Genomic DNA, 18383 nt, shown 5'->3' with positions numbered 1-18383 from the left:
CAATTCCTTGTATGAGGGGAAAGGCGTCGGGGTGCTTCGCACCGCCCCGCATGAATCTGTCCGGCTGGGGAGGCTGGCATGCTGTTCGCTCGGGACCATCGAAGCGAGAGGCCCATCAATTTTCACAAGCGGTTGCTGTTGACCGGAACAGCTTTGGCAGCCCTGCTGCCTTTGCCGCCTGCCGTTCATGCTGATGAAATCATCGATAATGGCGCAGTGGTCACCATTCCCGGCACCCATCCGTCGCCGTGGGATGCTGGAGGGGTCCTCACTGTTGGCGACACAAGCACCGGCACTTTGGTCATCGTGAACGGTGGTGTGGTCAGAAGTGTCGACGGCGTGATCGGCGCGACCTTTGGCTCCTCCGGGACGGTAACCGTGAGAGACAACGGCTCCCAATGGATCACCACCCGTCTCTATCTCGGTACAGGGGGCACGGGCACGTTATCCATCGAGAACGGCGGCAGCGTCACCAGTACCGGTGTCGCGCTCGGCTCCCACGTAGACACTTCATCCGGCAGCATGACGGTGACAGGAGCCGGCTCGCGCCTCAGGTCCAACGCCCTTCTCAGTGTCGGCGATTCTGGCACCGGCGTGTTGACCATCGAGAATGGCGGCACCGTCAATGTCATCAACAACAATAGCTATATCGGTTTTGTCGCCGGCTCATCGGGTACGGTGACGGTGAGAGGCCCTGGCTCGCAATGGAGCACTGAGGGCAACCTGTCTGTTGGCAATCACGGCACCGGCACGCTCACCATTGAGGATGGTGGCAGCGTCCACAGCGGCACAAGCCTGATTGGTGACAATACCGGCTCATCGGGTACGGTGACGGTGAGCGGGGCAGGCTCCAGATGGACCACCGATAACATTCTATATGTCGGCGGTAACGGCACCGGCACTCTGACCATTGCGAATGGCGGTGCTGTCAGTTCCGATGTGACGACATTGGGATTCAATGTGGGTGGGCAAGGCACACTGACCCTAAACGGGACAAACATATCGCGCGGGATCCTGACAACCGGGCAAGTGATCAAAGACCGGGGTGACGGCACGCTGACGTTTAATGGAGGCATTCTGCGTGCCACCCGCGATGAGAGCAGCTTTGTTTCCGGCTTTGCACCTGGAAACGTCGTCATCAATGGTGGCGGAGCGTTTCTCGACAGCAATGGCCACACTATCGGAATCGCGAATGTCTTAAGCGGGTCAGGTTCTCTGACGAAGACCGGTATCGGCACGCTGACGCTTTCGGGCGCGAACACTTATTCCGGCGGCACAACGATCAACGACGGCACCATCGAGATCCGGAACGCCGCTGCGCTTGGAACGGGAGACATCTTCCTGGCAGGCGGTCACCTGCGCTCCAACGTCGCCGGCACGGCGACGCTCTCGAACCCCATCATCATCAGAGCGGGCGATCCTGTCAGAACGATCTCGGCCGCGACGGGCCAGACGCTCAACATCAATTTCAGTTTCGTCGGCAACAGTGCAACCCTGAGATTCGGCACCGCATCGGATACCGGAACGGTGAGCGGCGGCGGCACGGTGAGCGGCGGCTACGGGATCTATTGGATCGAAGTGGTCGGCGGCACGCTGAGGGCGGGTTCTCGGGCGCTCAGCACGCTTCTCAGTGGCGGCGCGCAGGCGCTGACCATCCACGAGAACGCCACCGTCGATATGACGACTTACGATTCCACCTTCTTCGACCTGCGCGGGCGGGGCACGCTGACCGGCAACGGCGCGACCTTCACGATCAGCGAAGGCATCTTCGACGGCAATATCAGCGGCAATACCACCCTGAAGAAGGTCACCCCCGTTACGCTCACGTTGAACGGCAGGAACACACTCACGGGACCGACACAGGTTCTGAACGGTCTCCTGGTGGTGAACGGATCTCTGGCTTCGTCTCCGGTCTCGGTGAGCGTTGACGCCCATGGCAAGGGCACGCTTGGCGGCACCGGCACCGTCGGCAGCCTGTCGGTGCTGTCGAGCGGCACGGTGGCGCCGGGCAATTCCATCGGCACACTGAACGTGAACGGCAACGTGTCCTTTGCGTCCGGCTCGTTCTATGCGCTCAAGATCGACAAGGCCGGACGGTCCGACAGGATCGCCGCCACCGGCGCGGCGACGCTCTCGGGTGGCACCGTGCGGATCCTGCCCGATCAGGGCGCCGGCTATGTGGGGGACAGTCCCTATCTCATCCTGACGGCGCGAAACGGCGTGACGGGGAAATTCGCCGGCACGAGCGGCGGCCCCTTCGCCTTCGTCACACCCACCCTCGGTTATAGCAACGACACGGTGACCCTCATCCTCGTCCGCAAGACGGATCCAACGGACCCGACCGATCCGACAAACCCGGACGAGCCAACCCCCACGGCCTTCCACTCCGTCGCCCAGACCATCAACCAATACCGCACCGCCGATGCGGTCGAGGCGCTGAGCGCGGGCGACACCCTCTATCGCACGGTGCTGGGATCGAGCGTCGGCGCGGCGCGCCAGGCCTTCGATGCGCTCTCCGGTGAGGCGCATGCCTCGGCCATGAGCGTGGCTTACGAGGACAGCCGGCTGGTGCGCGAGGCGATCCTCACCCGCCTGCGCCAGCCGGCAGTCTCGAACCTGCCGACACTCGCGCAGGGCTCCTACAACGCCGCCTATGCCGCCGATCTGCCGGGCGCGGGACCACAAACAATCGCCGTGCCGAGGCTCAGCCTCGATCCGCGCCGCCTCGCCCTCTGGGGCGAAGGTTTCGGGTCCTGGGGCAAGGCGGATTCGAACGGCAACGCGGCCTCTCTCGACACGTCCACCGGCGGATTCATTCTCGGCGCCGATGCCTCGCTCGATCCGACTTGGCGCCTGGGCCTCGCCGGCGGCTTTACGCGCACGACTTTCGATATCGATGGGCGCCTGTCCTCAGGCACCAACGAAAGCGTCTTCGGGGCGCTCTACGGGTCTGGGTCCTGGGGTGCTTTCCGCCTGAGGCTCGGCGCGGCTTATGCCTGGCATGATGTCGATATCCAGCGTCGGGTACAGTTCCCCGGCTTCACCGACTCGACCAGCGCGTCCTATAACGGCTGGTCAGCCCAAGCCTTCGCCGAACTTGGCTATCGTGTCGATCTCGCAGGCGTCCAGCTGGAGCCGTTCATCGGCGCCTCCGTGCTGCGGCTGCATACGGATGCCTTCCAGGAGGAGGGCAGGGTGGCCGCACTCACCGGCCTCGGACAAGATCAGGATCTCGCCACCACCACACTGGGCCTGCGGGCTCAGGCGCGTCTGAGCGCCGATGTTCCGCTGACAATCCGCGGTATGCTCGGCTGGCGCCATGCCTTCGGCGATGTCAAGCCTGAAGCGCTTCTCGCCTTTGCGGGTAGCGCTTCAGCCTTTGTGGTGGCGGGCGTTCCGGTGGATCGAAACGCTCTCGCGGTGGAGGCCGGTCTCGACTGGCAGGCCTCGGATGCCCTGAGCCTTGGTGTGGCCTATTCCGGCCAGATCGGCGAGCGCGCGCAGGACCATTCCCTCAAAGGCAATCTCGTCTGGCGCTTTGCTACGCACTGAGACGGCAGATCGCCCCGAGACCGGTATCTACGACGCCTCGGGAGTGGTCTCGCCGAGATATTCGCGCCAGAGAGCATTCTCACCGAGGGACTTGATGAACGCCTCGTGCGCCGCACGCTCGGTGTCGGTCAGGCGCGAGATCAGGGTGCGCGGACGGGCCTCTCGTGCCGCAATCTCGCCCTGCGCCGCCGCGCGGCTTCGTGCGGCAGGCTTCATCGCGAGGTCGAAGCCGACCTGCCGGCCGCCGATCAGCTCGATATAGACCTCGGCAAGGATCTCGGCGTCGAGCAACGCCCCGTGCTTGGTGCGCTTGGAATTGTCGATCCCATAACGGCTGCAGAGCGCATCGAGGTTGTTCGCCGCACCCGGATGCTTGCGCCGGGCCATCGAGAGCGTGTCGACCACATCGGGAAGGCTGAATGGCCTGTGCCCGGTGCGGGCGAATTCCGCATTCAGAAAGCCGATGTCGAAGGCGGCATTGTGGATCACGAGCCGCGCATTGCGGACGAACTCGGCAAACTCGTCCGCGATCGCCGCGAAGACGGGCTTGTCCTTGAGAAACTCATCGGAGAGCCCGTGGACCGCGAATGCGCCAGGCGAGACCGGGCATTCCGGGTTGATATAAACGTGATAGCTCTTGCCGGTCGGGATGTGGTTGAGAAGCTCGACACAGCCGATTTCGATCACCCGGTCGCCATTCGCATGATTGGTGCCGGTAGTTTCGGTATCGAGAACGATTTCACGCAACATCGTTGACTAACTCTTCATCAAAAAGGGATGACGCCGTCCCGGCCGGCCGGCGAGACAGGTGAGAACAGACCGCACCTGCGCCTCCGCCGAGTCGAAACCGCGGCTGGTATCAACCAGAAAATGGGCGCGCCGACGCTTGTCCTCGTCCCTCATCTGCTTGGCCAGGATGGCACGAAATTTTTCTTCCGTCATGCCGGGACGGGCGAGCACGCGGTCGCGCTGAACGGAGGCTGGCGCGGTGACAACAAGAACCGCATCGCAGCGCGTCTCGCCGCCGGTCTCGAACAGGAGGGGAATGTCGAGCACGGCTACCGGCGACAAGGCAGAGACCTTTTTAAGAAAACTCTCCTCCTCCTCGCGCACCAGCGGATGCACGATGGCCTCCAGCTGCTTCATACGCTCGGGATTGTCGAGGACTGCTGCTCCGAGCTTTGCCCGGTCGACGGCATCGTCGCTGACCGTGCCGGGAAAGGCTTTTTCGATCAACGGCGCGGCACGGCCGCGATAGAGCTTGTGCACGGCAGCGTCGGCATCATGAACCGGCACACCGAGCTTGCGAAACAGATCGGCGGTGGCCGATTTTCCCATGCCGATGGAGCCGGTGAGGCCGAGCACGAAGGTCATCTTTTTCCCTCGATATCGGCGAGGATCAGCGCCCGCAATTCAGGCGTCACCTCGGGCGTCACGCCGAACCAGCGTTTGAACCCAGGCACTGCCTGATGAAGCAGCATGCCGAGACCATCGACTGTTCTTAAACCCTGCGCCGTCGCCGCAGCCAGGAGGGGGGTCTCGAGCGGAACATAGACGATGTCCGCCACGGCGGCATCACGCGGCGCCTTGGACAAATCGAGGGCGAGCGGTGGCTGGCCCGCCATGCCGAGCGACGTCGTGTTGACGATGAGCTGGGCATGCGGGATCACCCGCGGAAGAGCCTCCCAGGCCGAGGTCTCCAAGCCGACGGAACTGCCGGGCCTGAGATCCCGGACCAGGTCCTCGGCCTTCGACAGGGTACGGTTCGCCACGAAGATGCGCTTGCAAGGCCGGTTCTGGAGACCCGCCACCACGGCACGGGCGGCTCCGCCGGCTCCAAGCACGAGAACCGTCTCCACATCCTGTTCCCAGCCTGTCCCCAGGGTCGCATCGAGATGGGCCATGAAACCGGTGACATCCGTGTTGTCGCCCCAGAGCACGCCATCCTCGATCCAGAGGGTGTTGACGGCGCCCACCCTCTCCGCCTGCGCTGTGCGACGCTCGACGCCGAGGAAAGCCATCTCCTTGTGGGGGATCGTGACGTTGCCGCCGGCGAAGCCCTGCGACCGAAAGCTCTTCAAGAAACCCCCGAAGTTAACAGGCGCGACATCGATGCGCTCATAGGAGCCGTCGAGCCCGTATTGCTGCAGCCAATACCCATGGATCAGCGGCGAGCGGGAATGCTTGATCGGATGGCCGACGACGAAGGCCTTCGTCATGAAGTCAAAATCCTTAAAGGGCAAGGCAGCCGAGACGGCGCAAGGCGGCGAGAAGCGGAAGCAGGGGAAGGCCCAAAATCGTCGAGTGATCCCCTTCGACCGTCTCGAAGAGATGAACGCCGAACCCTTCGAGCTGGTAAACGCCAACGCTTTTGAGCACATCCGGACCGGCGAGGTCGAGATAGAGATCGATGACCTCATCCGTCAGAGGCCGCATGGTCAGATAGGCGCTCGCCACGAAATCCTCGACCACCCGCCCGCCGATGGCGAGAGTTCCTGCGGAATGGAGAGCATGCTGACGCCCCGCCACGCGCTTGAGCTGCGCATGTGCGGCAGCTCGGTCTACCGACTTGTGAAAAATTTCTCCTTCGCATTCGAGCACCTGATCAGCCCCCAGCACGACCCGCTCAGGATGACGGCGACTCACCGCAAGTGCCTTTTCCGCAGCAAGGCGTGCGGCAAGCGCTGGCGGATCGAGTTTTTCCGCTGCGGCCGCCTCTTCAACGGCGCGCTCGTCGATACCCGCATTCTGCGTCTCGACAGGAAGGCCCGCACTCACGAGCAGCGTAAGACGTGTCGCGCTTGTCGAGGCGAGAAGCAGCTTTTCGGAATGGGTCCAGAGTGCGGGCATGAATCTATTCCGCGATGAAACGCAGCCGATGGTCGCGATAGAGATCGATGATCGCCGCTGCGGTCTCCTCGATGGAGCGGCGGGTCACGTCGATCACTGGCCAGCCGTTGCGGGCGAAGAGCCGCCGTGACGCTGCGAGTTCCTCCGCCACCGCGTCGCGATCCACATAAGACGTGTCGTCATCGGCGTTGAGACTGAGGAGGCGGTTCTGCCGGATTTGCACGATGCGTTCCGGCGTTGCTACGAGCCCGACGATGAGGGCTTTTTTAGCCGATTCCAGAACCGGTGGTGGCGGCACGCCGGGCACGAGAGGAATATTCGCCGTTTTCAGGCCGCGATTGGCGAGATAGACCGCCGTCGGTGTCTTCGAGGTTCGGCTCACGCCGACGAGGATCACATCCGCTTCATCGAGATCATGCGGCAGATGCCCGTCGTCATGGAGAAGTGTGAAGTTCATCGCATCGATGCGCTTGAAATATTCTGCGTTCAGCATGTGCTGCGCACCGGGGCGCGCGGTCGAATGCGTACCGAGATAGGAGGAGAGCAGGGCGTGCACCGGCTCGAGCACGGAGAGATGCGGCGAGCCGGTGGCGCGGCAGACCTCTTCGAGCCGATGAGCCAGATCCTGCTCGACCAGGGTGTAGAGCACGATGCCGGGCGCGGTCTCGATCTCGCTGATCACGCGCTCGAGCTGCGTGTTGGAGCGCACGAGCGGATAGACATGCTCGATGGCGGCGACGCCCTCATATTGCGCTACCACCGCGCGGGCGACGGTGATCAGCGTTTCGCCAGTCGAATCCGAGACGAGATGGAGATGGAAATAGCTGCGTCCCACGGCGGATGCTCTCTATGGAGAGGAGTCGATCAGTGTGGATAAAACGACCCGGTCCCGAGGTCCAGCGGAGGGGCCTGTGGGATTCGTCTCGAGCCATCAACAGGGCTCATCGTTGTGCGACTCTGAAACTGTCCAATTGGGAGAATCCGGTACGAATCACCCCCAAATTTTCGATTCAGATTTGGTTAATCTTCGTTAACGGGCTGTTAAGGTTTAACAATTCGGAAAGGATTGTGGCACGTCCGCCCCAACCGTTAATGACCCGTTAACAGCGCAGCCCGTGTGGAACGTCTGTGGACGGGGTTGCGGCTTTGCGATTCACGGCCCAAGAGAAACATCAGATTCTTTGATTCAAAGATTATATTTTAAGAGAGGGCCTGTGAGCGAGCGTCCCACCAAAGCGATCCTCCGCGTGCTGAACGGCGAGCCGGTCTGGCCGCTGCCGATCTGGATCATGCGTCAGGCCGGCCGTTATCTGCCGGAATATCGAGCCACCCGAAGCCAAGCGGGCTCCTTTCTCGATCTCTGCTACACGCCGAGGCTTGCCGAGGAGGTAACGCTTCAGCCGATCCGCCGCTTCGGCTTCGACGCCTCTATCCTGTTCTCCGACATCCTGGTCATCCCCCATGCGCTGGGCCAGGACGTGCGCTTCGTCGAGAATGAAGGACCGAAGCTCGATCCGGTGACTTCCGAGAAAGATTTTTCGAGACTCGCCGAGGAGCTGCCGCTGGAGCGGCTCGATCCGGTCTTCGAGACCCTCGACCGCCTGAGCAAGAGCCTGCCGAAGGAAACGACGCTCCTCGGCTTCTGCGGCGCGCCCTGGACGGTGGCGAGCTACATGATCGCCGGCAAGGGGACGCCCGATCAGGCACCGGCGCGGCTGACCGCCTATCGCGATCCGGCTTTCATGGATGCGCTGATCGACAGGCTGGTCCAGGCCTCCACCGCCTATCTCATCCGCCAGATCGATGCAGGCGCGGAGGCGGTCCAGATCTTCGAGAGTTTCGGCTCGGCCCTGCCACCCGCGCTTTTCGACCGGCTGTCGCTCAGCCCGATCCGCCGGATGGTGGAGGGCTTGAAGGCGGCGCGGCCGCAGGCAAAGGCCATCGTGTTCGTGCGCGGCGGTGGTGCCAACCTTCATCGCTTCGCTGCAGCCGGGATTGGCGACGCGCTGGCCCTCGACTGGACTCTCGATCCAGCCGTGGTGCTGCCGACCCTGCCGGACACGGTCGCAACCCAGGGCAATCTCGATCCACTCGCGCTGATTGCCGGGGGCGAGGCGCTGACCAAAGGTGTCGATCATATCCTCAATGCGGTGCGCGGACGGCCGCATATCTTCAATCTCGGGCACGGCATCCTGCCGGAGACACCGATCGAACACATGGAACAGATGATCGCTCGCGTGCGGGGGGCATGAGATGTTGTATCTTTGGATCAAGGCGGCCCACGTGATCGCCATCATCGCGTGGATGGCGGGCATGCTCTATCTGCCGCGTCTCTTCGTCTATCATTGCGATGTGCCAAAAGGCTCGATCCAGTCCGAGACCTTCAAGATCATGGAGCGGCGTCTGCTCAAGGCGATCATCAACCCGGCCATGAGCCTGGCCTGGATCCTGGGCTTGATCCTAATCTGGCAAGGCGGCTGGTACACTTCCGGCTGGCTGCACGCGAAGGTGCTCCTGGTGCTGATCCTGTCCGGCATCCACGGTTTCCTGTCGAAGACCGTGAAAGTCTTTGCCGCCGACGCGAATGTGCGCCCGGCGAAGTTCTACCGGATGATCAACGAGGTCCCGACGATCCTCATGATCGGCATCGTGATCCTGGTGATCGTGAAGCCGTTCTGATTTTTTGTTCAACACAGCTGTCATCCCGGTCGGTGCAGCCGATCCGGGATCGCAGGACGAGTATGACGTGATCTTCCCTCCCCCTTGCGGGGAGGGACAGGGGTGGTCTGACTGGGTTGAGCGATCAGTCCAGCCGGATACTGTAGTAGCCATTAATCCAGCTGGAAAAAAGCAGCGCTCCGACTTTTCGACCCCCACCCTCAATCCCTCCCCGCAAGGAGGGAGGGAAGAGACGTCCTGCCCGCCCCGGTGCTCGCGACGTCGTGTTTTAAACCCTCTTGAGCCTTGGCCCGAATAAGGCTAAAAGGGAATCCTCTTCCTCTAAAGACAGGTTGCGCTGCACGGGCCCGACAGGGCTCTCTCAAGTCACCCTTCGTGAACTGAGCGGCCCTGTCCAACGTTTCCCCGACCTTCCCGCGTACAGCTCCATCTGCCCGCGATTTTACCCCGAGAGTGTTCCCCGATGAGGGAAATCAAACTTCAAGACCTGAAATCCAAATCCGCCACCGAACTGATCACCTTCGCCGAAGAGCTCGAGGTCGAGAACGCGAGCACCATGCGCAAGCAGGAGCTGATGTTCGCCATCCTCAAGCAGCTGGCGGCGCGCGAGGTGGAAATTATCGGCGCCGGCGTCGTCGAGGTGCTGCAGGACGGCTTCGGCTTCCTGCGTTCCGCCGATTCGAACTACCTGCCCGGCCCCGACGACATCTATGTCTCGCCCTCGCAGATCCGGAAATTCGGCCTGCGCACCGGCGACACGGTGGACGGCCCGATCCGTGGCCCGAAAGAGGGCGAGCGCTATTTCGCGCTGCTCAAGGTCAACACGATCAATTTCGAGGATCCCGAGAAGATCCGGCACAAGGTTCACTTCGACAACCTGACGCCGCTCTTCCCGCACGAGCGCTTCAATCTCGAGATCGCCGATCCGACCAGAAAAGATTTCTCGCCGCGCATCATCGACATCGTCTCGCCCATCGGTAAGGGCCAGCGCGCGCTCATCGTCGCGCCGCCGCGCACCGGTAAGACCGTGCTGATGCAGAACGTCGCGCAGTCGATCACCACCAACCATCCCGAGTGCTACCTCATCGTGCTGCTCATCGACGAGCGTCCGGAGGAAGTGACCGACATGCAGCGCTCGGTGAAGGGCGAGGTCGTGGCCTCCACCTTCGACGAGCCGGCGACGCGCCACGTGCAGGTCGCCGAGATGGTGATCGAGAAGGCGAAGCGTCTCGTGGAACATGGCCGCGACGTGGTCATCCTGCTCGATTCGATCACGCGTCTGGGCCGCGCCTACAACACGGTGGTGCCGTCTTCAGGAAAAGTGCTCACCGGCGGTGTCGACGCCAACGCCCTGCAGCGTCCGAAGCGCTTCTTCGGTGCGGCGCGCAACATCGAGGAAGGCGGTTCGCTCACCATCATCGCGACGGCGCTGATCGATACCGGCTCGCGCATGGACGAAGTGATCTTTGAAGAGTTCAAGGGCACTGGTAACTCGGAAATCATTCTGGATCGCAAGGTCGCCGACAAGCGCACCTTCCCGGCCATCGACATCACCCGCTCCGGCACCCGTAAGGAAGAACTGCTGGTGCCGAGCGACACGCTCAAGAAGATGTACGTGCTGCGCCGCATCCTCAACCCGATGGGCACGGTCGACGCCATCGAGTTCCTGCTCGACAAGCTGCGTCAGACCAAGTCGAACCAGGAATTCTTCGACTCGATGAACACCTAAGGCGGAACGTCCGCCTACGGAATTTTGGCCCCATCCTCCGGTGCCGCTTTGCGGCCAGGAGGGTGGGGCCTTTGTTTTGTGTTTTACAACACGCCCATCAGCCACAGCACGATCAGGGTCAACACGGCGGAGACCAGGAGCGAACCTGCGCAGCCGAGCCGGTTCGAGAAGAACAAGAACATCGCCGCTCCCTTATGCTGTCGCGGGTCATCCTTTGCTTGCGGAACCGAAGACGCCGCTTGCCAGCACAACGCCGAACGTCGCCAATGTTATCCCGATGAGAGCGACGGTATCCGGGATCTCGCCGAGAACGGGAATAGCGATCAAAGCTGCCAGCACGATCGACAATGGCGAGACGGCTGCAGCGCGCGAGGCGCCAAGGCGGTCGATGGCGATGCCGTAAAGCACGATGCCGGCGACGCCCGACAGAAATCCCTGCAGGACGGCCTGCAGGATCACAGATCCAGCAAGTCCATCATCGAGCGCATGAACGAGAGATGGAGCGCCGAGGGGCAGGAGGATGAGGAATGACCACAACCCGATGAGCGCGGCGGCCTGAAGGGCCGACAATCCGCTGCGGCGATAGGCATGGGTGTAGATCCCCCATAAACAGGCGCCGGCGAGCAGCAGCACATGCCCGCGCCAAGTGCCGTTGCCGGCATAGAGCAATCCATAGCCGCCGATACAGACGACGCCGATGAGGATGAGCGCGAAGCCGGCGACGCGGATACGTCCGAGTCGCTCGCCAAAGACGAGCCACCCGATCAGCGCCACGAAGAGCGGCATGGTGCCGGGCAGAAGCGGGCCGATCTCCGCTGCCGGAGCGAACTGCATGCCGAGCGCGACAATGAGAAAGAACGGAGCACCGGAGCCGAGAAGCCCGAGGCCTTTCAAGAAACCGAGATTCTTCGGGAACAGACCGATCCGCCAGCTGATCGGGAGCAGCAGGAGGGCGGGAACTCCGAAGCGCAACAGACCGACGGCGGCCGGCGGTAAATCATGCGTCACCGCATGACGGGTGGCGACCGCCCAGACGGCCCAGATCGTGACGGTGGCGAAGGCGGCGAGCCAGCCGATCAGGGCAGGGCGAGTTTGAGCCTGGGGCGAGGCAAGGGCAAGATCGGACATGGGAAACCTCCATGCCTAAGAGCATAGGCTTTCAGGGCAGGGCATGTCCTTGCGAAGTTTGACTTGATGCTTGCCTATTCTTGGCAGAAAATTGCTCAGAAATGGGTTTTCACGCATCCATGCCCTATATCAATCTCGACGCCATCGATCTGCGGATTCTGAACGCCCTTCAGAGCGACGGGCGGCTGACCAATCAGGAACTGGCCGATCAGGTTGGCCTCTCGCCCTCTCCTTGTCTCCGGCGGGTCCGACGCCTGGAGCGTGATGGCTTCATCCGCACCTACCGAGCCGTGCTCGACCGGGACTCCGTCGGCTTGGGTCTTACCGTCTTCGTCGAGATCAAGGTGGAAAAACATTCCCGCGACAATGCACAGGCGCTCCAGCAGGCGCTCGCCGCGATGCCCGAGGTGGTGGCCTGCCACATGGTCTCCGGCACAGCCGATTTCATCGCCGAGATCGTGGTGACCAATCTCAAAGCCTACGAGAAGCTGTTGACGGAAAAGATCCTGATCCTGCCGATGATCGGCGACATCCGCTCCAACTTCGCCCTCACGCGCGTGAAATCCGACGCGGCTCTGCCGCTGACACATCTCAAGCGGGAGGTTGAGGAGCGGAAGCCTGATTGCTGAGGGCTCCTCGCAACGATTCTGCCCATGCCGGAGTCAGGCTGGACATTCACCTCTTTCGGCATCACCGGCCTTGTGCCGGTGATCTCAAATCATTGAAGCGCCGAGCTTCACCGCATCGGGACAGGCCCGGCCATGATGGGAGGGTTGTGTCTATGGAGGGCTGATTAGCCCTTGCCTCGGATCTCAAGCATCTCCTCCACCCGCGCTTTCAACCCTTCCGCATCCGTGACCGGGAGGGAGCATCGCATGCCGGCACAGATGAGGGCCTGGGCCTCGGTGTGCGAAGAGGCAAGAGCCTTGGCCGGATGGTTGACGTCGAGCGCTTCGCCCATGCGAAGCTGCCGGACGCTGCGGTCGGGGTAGGGGATTTTGAGCGCGGTCTTAAACAAAGCGGCGGCCTTGTTGCCCGTGACGAGGATGCTCAGGCCGCGCAGGTGCAGGTCGAGGGCGTTGAGGATCGAGGTGTGGCCGAGCGGCGCCGAGCGTGCGGCGCCCACGAGCCGGCTCAGGATGTCGGAGGCGCACCGGAGATCGTGTTCTGTTTCCGTGATCTGCGCCAGGCGAACGAGCGCCTCGGCGAAAATGCCATTGGCGTTGGGCACGGCATCGTCCTGCGTCGGCTGTGGTCGAACGACCAAGGGGTCCGCGCCCTGAGCGGTCATGGCGAGGGAGCCTGTTTCCTCGACCCAATATTCGGCGAGCAGCACATCGCGCCAAGTCTGCGCATCCTGGAGGTAAACGGGTTCGGAAGTCATCTCGAAGAGAGCCAGTGCCGCCCGCATCATGGCGGCATGGTCGAGGGCGAAGCCGGGGAAGATCAGCGCGCCGCCGCGCCAGGAATGGCCGAGCCGGCCGTCGCGGCTCATTGATTCCGCCACGAAACGATAGGCTTGGGCCGCTAGCGTCATCCAGTCCGGCCGGTCGAGAAGGGAAGAGGCCCGTACGAGGCTGGAGATCATCAGCCCGTTCCAGTCCGCCAGCACCTTGTCGTCGAGGCCGGGCCTGACCCGTGAGGCTCGCCGCTCCAGAAGTTTTCCGCGCATGATCGCGAGCCGCTCCTCGGCAGCAGGCGGCGCCTCGCCGGAGATGAGCCGGTTCGGGATGTTGCGGCCCTCGAAGTTTCCGTTCTCGGTGATGTCATAGGCCTTGGCGAAGAAGGCGGCATCTTCCTCGCTTAAGGTCTCGCGGATCTCCGTGAGACTCCAGACATAGAAGCGGCCTTCTTCACCTTCTGAATCCGCATCGAGGCTCGAGGCGAAGGCGCCCTTGGGCGTGTTCATCTCCCGTTGAAGCCAGGTGACGATTCCTTCGGCCGCATCGCGGAAGAGGGCGCGGCCGGTCTCCACAAAGGCCAGCGCATAGAGTTCCAGGAGCTGCGCATTATCGTAGAGCATCTTTTCGAAGTGCGGCACGAGCCAGCGGTCGTCGACGGAATAGCGGGCAAAGCCGCCGCCGAGATGATCGTGGATGCCGCCGAGTGCCATCTGCTCCAAGGTGAGAAGGAAGCGCCTCTTCGCCTCGTCATCTCCGGTGCGGCGGGCATAGCGAAAAAGATATTCGAGGATCGGCGGGTTGGGGAATTTCGGAGCGCCCTGGAGGCCGCCATTTTCCGTGTCGATCAGTTCGGTGAGCCTGAGGCCCATGCGGTCGAGATCGTCGCGGCCGAGCGGGCCGCCATCGCTCCCGTCGGTCCTGGCGAGGTGCTGCTTGATCGCATCCCGGTTCTTGAGGATGCGCTCAGGCTCGGCGTGGTAAAGACGGCTGATCTCCCGCAGCACGCCGACGAAGCCCGGCCGGCCGAAGCGCGGCTCCTTCGGGAAATAAGTGCCGCCCCAGAACGGCTCACCGTCCGGCGTCAGGAACATAGTGAGCGGCCAGCCGCCGGGCTCGCCCAGCAGGTGGAGCGCGCTCATATAGACATGGTCCACATCCGGCCGCTCTTCCCGGTCGACCTTGATGTTGATGAAGAGCTCGTTCATGACCACGGCCACGTCCGGATCTTCGAAGCTCTCATGGGCCATCACATGGCACCAGTGACAGGCAGCATAGCCGATGGAGATCAGGATCGGCTTGCCCTGCCGCTTGGCCTCGGCCAAAGCCTCGGGACCCCATTCCCACCAATGGACAGGATTGTCCCTGTGCTGCAGAAGGTAGGGGGAGCTGGCCTCTTTCAGGCGATTCATGGGTTCTGCTCCGGCTTCGGGCTCAATCGATTCGGATCAGAACCGATCCTGACCACGCCTCATGTTTTTAAGACTTCATCAACCTTAAATCCTCTTACCTGTACGAGGTTCACCTTCATGCGTTCGGACGACACCATCTTCGCCACTGCCTCCGGTCACGGCCGCGCCGCCGTCTGCCTAATCCGGATCAGTGGGAAGGAGAGCCGCACCATTCTGGAACGGATGGCGGGAAGGGTGCCCGAACCCCGGCGCGCGGTCGTGTGGACATTAAAGGACCCTAGCACCGGCGAACCGCTCGATCAGGCTCTGGTCCTGTGGATGCCGGGGCCGGGGAGTTTCACCGGCGAGGATCAAGCCGAACTCCAGATCCATGGCGGACTGGCGACCCGGGCCGCCGTGCTGCGCGCTCTTGCTTCCATTGACAATTGCCGTGCGGCGGAGGCCGGTGAGTTCACCCGCCGCGCCTTTCTCAACGGGCGGATGGACTTGAGCCAAGTCGAAGGCCTTGCCGACATCATCGATGCCGAGACGGAGGCGCAGCGTCGCCAAGCCATGCTTCAGCTCGGCGGGCGTCTGGGCAATGCCGCCGAGGGTTGGCGCGAGAACGTGCTGCAGGTTCTGGCGCTGCTGGAAGCGAGCCTCGATTTCTCCGACGAGAGTGATGTGCCGGAGGATCTGGAAGCGGAGATTTGTGAGATGATCGATCGGGTGCGGGGCGAGATCGGTCGCGCCACGGCGAACCGCAGCGGCGAGCGCCTGCGCGAGGGGCTCACCGTCGTGCTGGCGGGACCTCCCAATGCGGGCAAGTCGACCCTGCTGAACGCGCTCGCTCAGCGGGACGTCGCCATCGTCTCGCCGATTGCCGGCACGACCCGCGATGTGATTGAGGTCCATTGTGATCTCGGCGGGCTGCCTGTGATCATTGTCGATACGGCGGGCCTCAGAGAGAGCGGTGACCTGATCGAGCAGGAGGGCGTATCCCGTGCCCGCGCCCGCGTGGAAAATGCCGACCTCGTGCTCTGGCTGGTTCCGCCGGAAGGCGGAGAAAGTGAGCCACCTAGGGCCAGGTGCCTTCTGCGCGTGGGCACGAAATCCGATTTGAATCGGATCCGACACGATTGCGACCTCATGATTGCGGCCGCCACAGGTGAGGGGCTGCCGGAACTCATCGCACGTCTGGAGCGGGAGGCCGCGGCGCTGATGGGGCAGGGCGATGCCATCGTTACCCGTGAGCGTCACCGCAAGGCTCTAGAGCGCGCCTATGCCGCTTTGGAGCGGGCCCGCGCCATGCTGGTCAGCCACGGTCCGCTCGAATTGGCGGCGGAAGAGGCGCGGTTGGCCGCCCGCGCCGTCGGCGAGATCACGGGCCGGGTGGATGTCGAGGATGTGCTCGACCGCCTGTTTTCCAGCTTCTGCATTGGCAAGTGATCCGTCATCAGTAACCCTGACTCGAATCTGTGAGAGTCGATTTTCGGCTGTTCACGAATCGGTGGAACAATGCTGAATCGGATGCGCACATCCTGTGAACAGGATGTGCAGAACCGAGGTCCGGTCCAAAATGTTTCACGTGAAACATTTTGCCCTTTTGACCTCCGTGGCGCCGGGACTTAGATCCAAGCGCATCGTGCGAAAAAGTGTTTTCGGTTTTCCGCGCCAAGCGATGCGCTCGGCAGGAAAAGGAGCATCGGATCGATCCCAAAAGTGCATTCCACTTTTGGGTCCGATGCTCTGACATGGAGAATTTCATGAGTCAGGTGTTCGATGTGATCGTCGTGGGCGGCGGCCATGCGGGGTCCGAGGCGGCCGCCGCGTCGGCGCGCACGGGCGCACGCACGGCCCTCGTCACCCACAAGCTATCGACCATCGGCGCCATGTCCTGCAACCCGGCCATCGGCGGTCTCGGCAAGGGCCACCTCGTGCGCGAGATCGACGCCCTCGACGGCGTCATGGGTCGTATCGCCGACCGGGCCGGCATCCAGTTCCGCCTGCTCAACCGTCGCAAGGGACCGGCGGTCCGAGGACCGCGCACCCAGGCCGATCGCAAGCTCTATGCCCGCGCCATGCAGGCTGAGCTGCAGCAGACGCCGAACCTGACCATCGTGGAAGGGGAGGCGGACGATCTCGTTGTGCAGGACGGTCGCGTCACTGGCCTGCTGCTGACCGACGGCCGTGTTCTCACAGCCGGAGCCGTTGTCATCACTACCGGTACTTTCCTCTCTGGACTGATCCATATCGGTGAGAAGAAGATCCCTGCTGGCCGCATGGGTGAGCGTCCCTCCCTCGGCCTGCCGAAGACCTTCGAGCGGCTCGGCTTCACTCTCGGTCGTCTGAAGACTGGCACTCCGCCGCGCCTCGACGGCCGTACCGTCGACTGGGCGGGCGTCGACAAGCAGGCAGCGGACGATGAGCCGGTGCCGTTTTCTCTTCTCACCACCAGGATCGAAAACCCGCAGATCGAGTGCGGAATCACCCGCACGACCGCCAAGGTGCATGAGCTGATTCGGGACAACCTGCACCGCTCGGCCATGTATTCCGGCGAGATCCAGGGCAGGGGGCCGCGCTATTGTCCCTCCATCGAAGACAAGGTCGTGCGGTTCGGCGATCGCGACGGCCATCAGATCTTTCTGGAGCCAGAGGGTCTCGACGACATCACAGTCTATCCCAATGGGATCTCGACCTCCCTGCCCGAGGATGTGCAGCTTGCTTTCCTGACGCACATTCCGGGTCTGGAGAGAGCCCGGATGCTCCAGCCGGCCTATGCCATCGAGTACGATTATGTCGATCCGCGCAACCTGACGGCCGCGCTCGAAACCAAGGCGGTTCAGGGTCTTTTCCTCGCAGGCCAGATCAACGGCACCACGGGCTATGAGGAAGCAGCGGCTCAGGGGCTCGTCGCCGGCTTGAATGCCGCGCGTCGGGCATCCGGTCAGGACGGCATCGTGTTCGACCGGGCCGAATCCTATATCGGCGTGCTTGTCGACGACCTGATCACCCGCGGGGTGAGCGAGCCCTATCGCATGTTCACCTCACGCTCTGAGTATCGCCTGAGCCTGCGCATCGACAATGTGGATGAGCGCCTGACCGGCAAGGGTCTGGAGATCGGTTGCGTCGGATCCGAGCGCGAGGCGCATTTCCGGCGCTCGCAGGACGAGATCCGCGAGACACGACAGCGGCTGCAAGCCCTCTCCCTGACGCCGCAGGAGGCGTCCCGCCATGGTTTCGAGCTGAACCAGGACGGAATCCGTCGGTCCGCGTATCAGCTTCTGTCCTATCCGAGCATCGGCTGGAGCGACCTATCGCGCGTCTGGCCCGGCCTAGCTTCCGTGAGCGGCACCGTGCAGGAACGGCTGGAGACCGACGCGACCTATGCGGTCTATCTAGACCGGCAGCAGGCCGATATCGCCGCCTATCGTCGGGATGAGGGTGTGGTGCTAGAGGAGAGCATCGACTTCCAGGGGCTGCCCGGACTGTCGAACGAGATCAAGGCCAAGCTCGATCTGATCCGTCCCAAGACTCTCGGGCAAGCGGCCCGGATCGAGGGAATCACGCCGGCCGCTCTGACGCTGTTGGCCGCCCATGCCCGCAAGGCACCGGGTCGAAGTGATCATGCGGTTGAGACGCTATCGTGACGAA

Annotated in this window: 14 protein-coding genes; 7 read left to right on the top strand and 7 right to left on the bottom strand. The window is 62.8% G+C overall.

The annotated features are described in order from the left end of the window. Positions 1-78 precede the first annotated feature (78 nt). A complete protein-coding gene (locus tag ACS5Q1_RS09520; RefSeq protein ID WP_473097925.1) occupies positions 79-3552 on the top strand; it encodes an autotransporter outer membrane beta-barrel domain-containing protein in 3474 nt (1157 codons plus the stop codon). Positions 3553-3579: 27 nt separating this feature from the next. On the opposite strand, the gene dnaQ is transcribed toward ACS5Q1_RS09520, so the two are convergent. The 5 genes from dnaQ to ACS5Q1_RS09495 are packed head-to-tail and all read right to left on the bottom strand — an operon-like array spanning position 3580 to position 7237. Beyond that, positions 3580-4302 (bottom strand): DNA polymerase III subunit epsilon, encoded by a 723-nt coding sequence (dnaQ, locus tag ACS5Q1_RS09515; protein ID WP_473097924.1) that lies wholly within the window; start codon positions 4300-4302, stop codon positions 3580-3582. 6 nt (positions 4303-4308) lie between these two features. Continuing rightward, on the bottom strand, positions 4309-4926 hold the full coding sequence (coaE, locus tag ACS5Q1_RS09510; protein WP_473097923.1) for a dephospho-CoA kinase: 618 nt from the start codon (positions 4924-4926) through the stop codon (positions 4309-4311). Beyond that, positions 4923-5771: a shikimate dehydrogenase gene (locus tag ACS5Q1_RS09505; protein WP_473097922.1), complete on the bottom strand. Its 849-nt coding sequence runs from the start codon at positions 5769-5771 to the stop codon at positions 4923-4925. Before ACS5Q1_RS09505 ends, coaE begins: the two co-directional genes overlap by 4 nt. 13 nt (positions 5772-5784) lie before the next feature. After that, positions 5785-6402 carry a Maf family protein gene (locus tag ACS5Q1_RS09500; protein WP_473097921.1) on the bottom strand — a complete coding sequence of 206 codons (618 nt, stop codon included), beginning with the start codon at positions 6400-6402 and terminating at the stop codon, positions 5785-5787. Positions 6403-6406: 4 nt separating this feature from the next. Beyond that, positions 6407-7237: a pyruvate, water dikinase regulatory protein gene (locus ACS5Q1_RS09495; protein WP_203441868.1), complete on the bottom strand. Its 831-nt coding sequence runs from the start codon at positions 7235-7237 to the stop codon at positions 6407-6409. A gap of 379 nt (positions 7238-7616) precedes the next feature. Between ACS5Q1_RS09495 and hemE the strand changes: the two genes are divergently transcribed. From hemE to rho, 3 genes are all read left to right on the top strand, one after another. Beyond that, positions 7617-8654: a uroporphyrinogen decarboxylase gene (hemE, locus tag ACS5Q1_RS09490; protein ID WP_473097920.1), complete on the top strand. Its 1038-nt coding sequence runs from the start codon at positions 7617-7619 to the stop codon at positions 8652-8654. Between the two features lies 1 nt (position 8655). Next, the gene (hemJ, locus tag ACS5Q1_RS09485; protein WP_473097919.1) at positions 8656-9081 is read left to right on the top strand and encodes a protoporphyrinogen oxidase HemJ; all 426 of its coding nucleotides are present in this window, start codon (positions 8656-8658) and stop codon (positions 9079-9081) included. Between the two features lie 463 nt (positions 9082-9544). Further along, on the top strand, positions 9545-10810 hold the full coding sequence (rho, locus tag ACS5Q1_RS09480; RefSeq protein WP_036354999.1) for a transcription termination factor Rho: 1266 nt from the start codon (positions 9545-9547) through the stop codon (positions 10808-10810). A gap of 207 nt (positions 10811-11017) precedes the next feature. Here rho and ACS5Q1_RS09475 read toward each other — a convergent pair whose 3' ends face one another. After that, positions 11018-11938, bottom strand: coding sequence for a DMT family transporter (locus ACS5Q1_RS09475; RefSeq protein WP_473097918.1), 921 nt, complete (start codon positions 11936-11938; stop codon positions 11018-11020). A 101-nt stretch (positions 11939-12039) separates the two neighbouring features. Between ACS5Q1_RS09475 and ACS5Q1_RS09470 the strand changes: the two genes are divergently transcribed. Next, positions 12040-12567 (top strand): Lrp/AsnC family transcriptional regulator, encoded by a 528-nt coding sequence (locus ACS5Q1_RS09470; RefSeq protein WP_473097917.1) that lies wholly within the window; start codon positions 12040-12042, stop codon positions 12565-12567. A gap of 164 nt (positions 12568-12731) precedes the next feature. Here ACS5Q1_RS09470 and ACS5Q1_RS09465 read toward each other — a convergent pair whose 3' ends face one another. After that, positions 12732-14750, bottom strand: a complete 2019-nt coding sequence (locus ACS5Q1_RS09465; protein WP_473097916.1) for a thioredoxin domain-containing protein — start codon at positions 14748-14750, stop codon at positions 12732-12734. A gap of 117 nt (positions 14751-14867) precedes the next feature. On the opposite strand from ACS5Q1_RS09465, the gene mnmE reads away from it, so the two are divergent. Both mnmE and mnmG read left to right on the top strand, forming a co-directional pair. Beyond that, positions 14868-16178: a tRNA uridine-5-carboxymethylaminomethyl(34) synthesis GTPase MnmE gene (mnmE, locus tag ACS5Q1_RS09460; RefSeq protein WP_473097915.1), complete on the top strand. Its 1311-nt coding sequence runs from the start codon at positions 14868-14870 to the stop codon at positions 16176-16178. Between the two features lie 317 nt (positions 16179-16495). After that, positions 16496-18379, top strand: a complete 1884-nt coding sequence (gene mnmG / locus ACS5Q1_RS09455) for a tRNA uridine-5-carboxymethylaminomethyl(34) synthesis enzyme MnmG (protein WP_473097914.1) — start codon at positions 16496-16498, stop codon at positions 18377-18379. The last annotated feature ends 4 nt before the right edge of the window (positions 18380-18383 follow it).

The sequence above is a fragment of the Microvirga sp. GN3 genome (assembly GCF_055792825.1).
The sequence above is the reverse complement of the archived record's forward strand: the minus strand, read 5'-3'. Positions and strand labels throughout refer to the sequence as shown.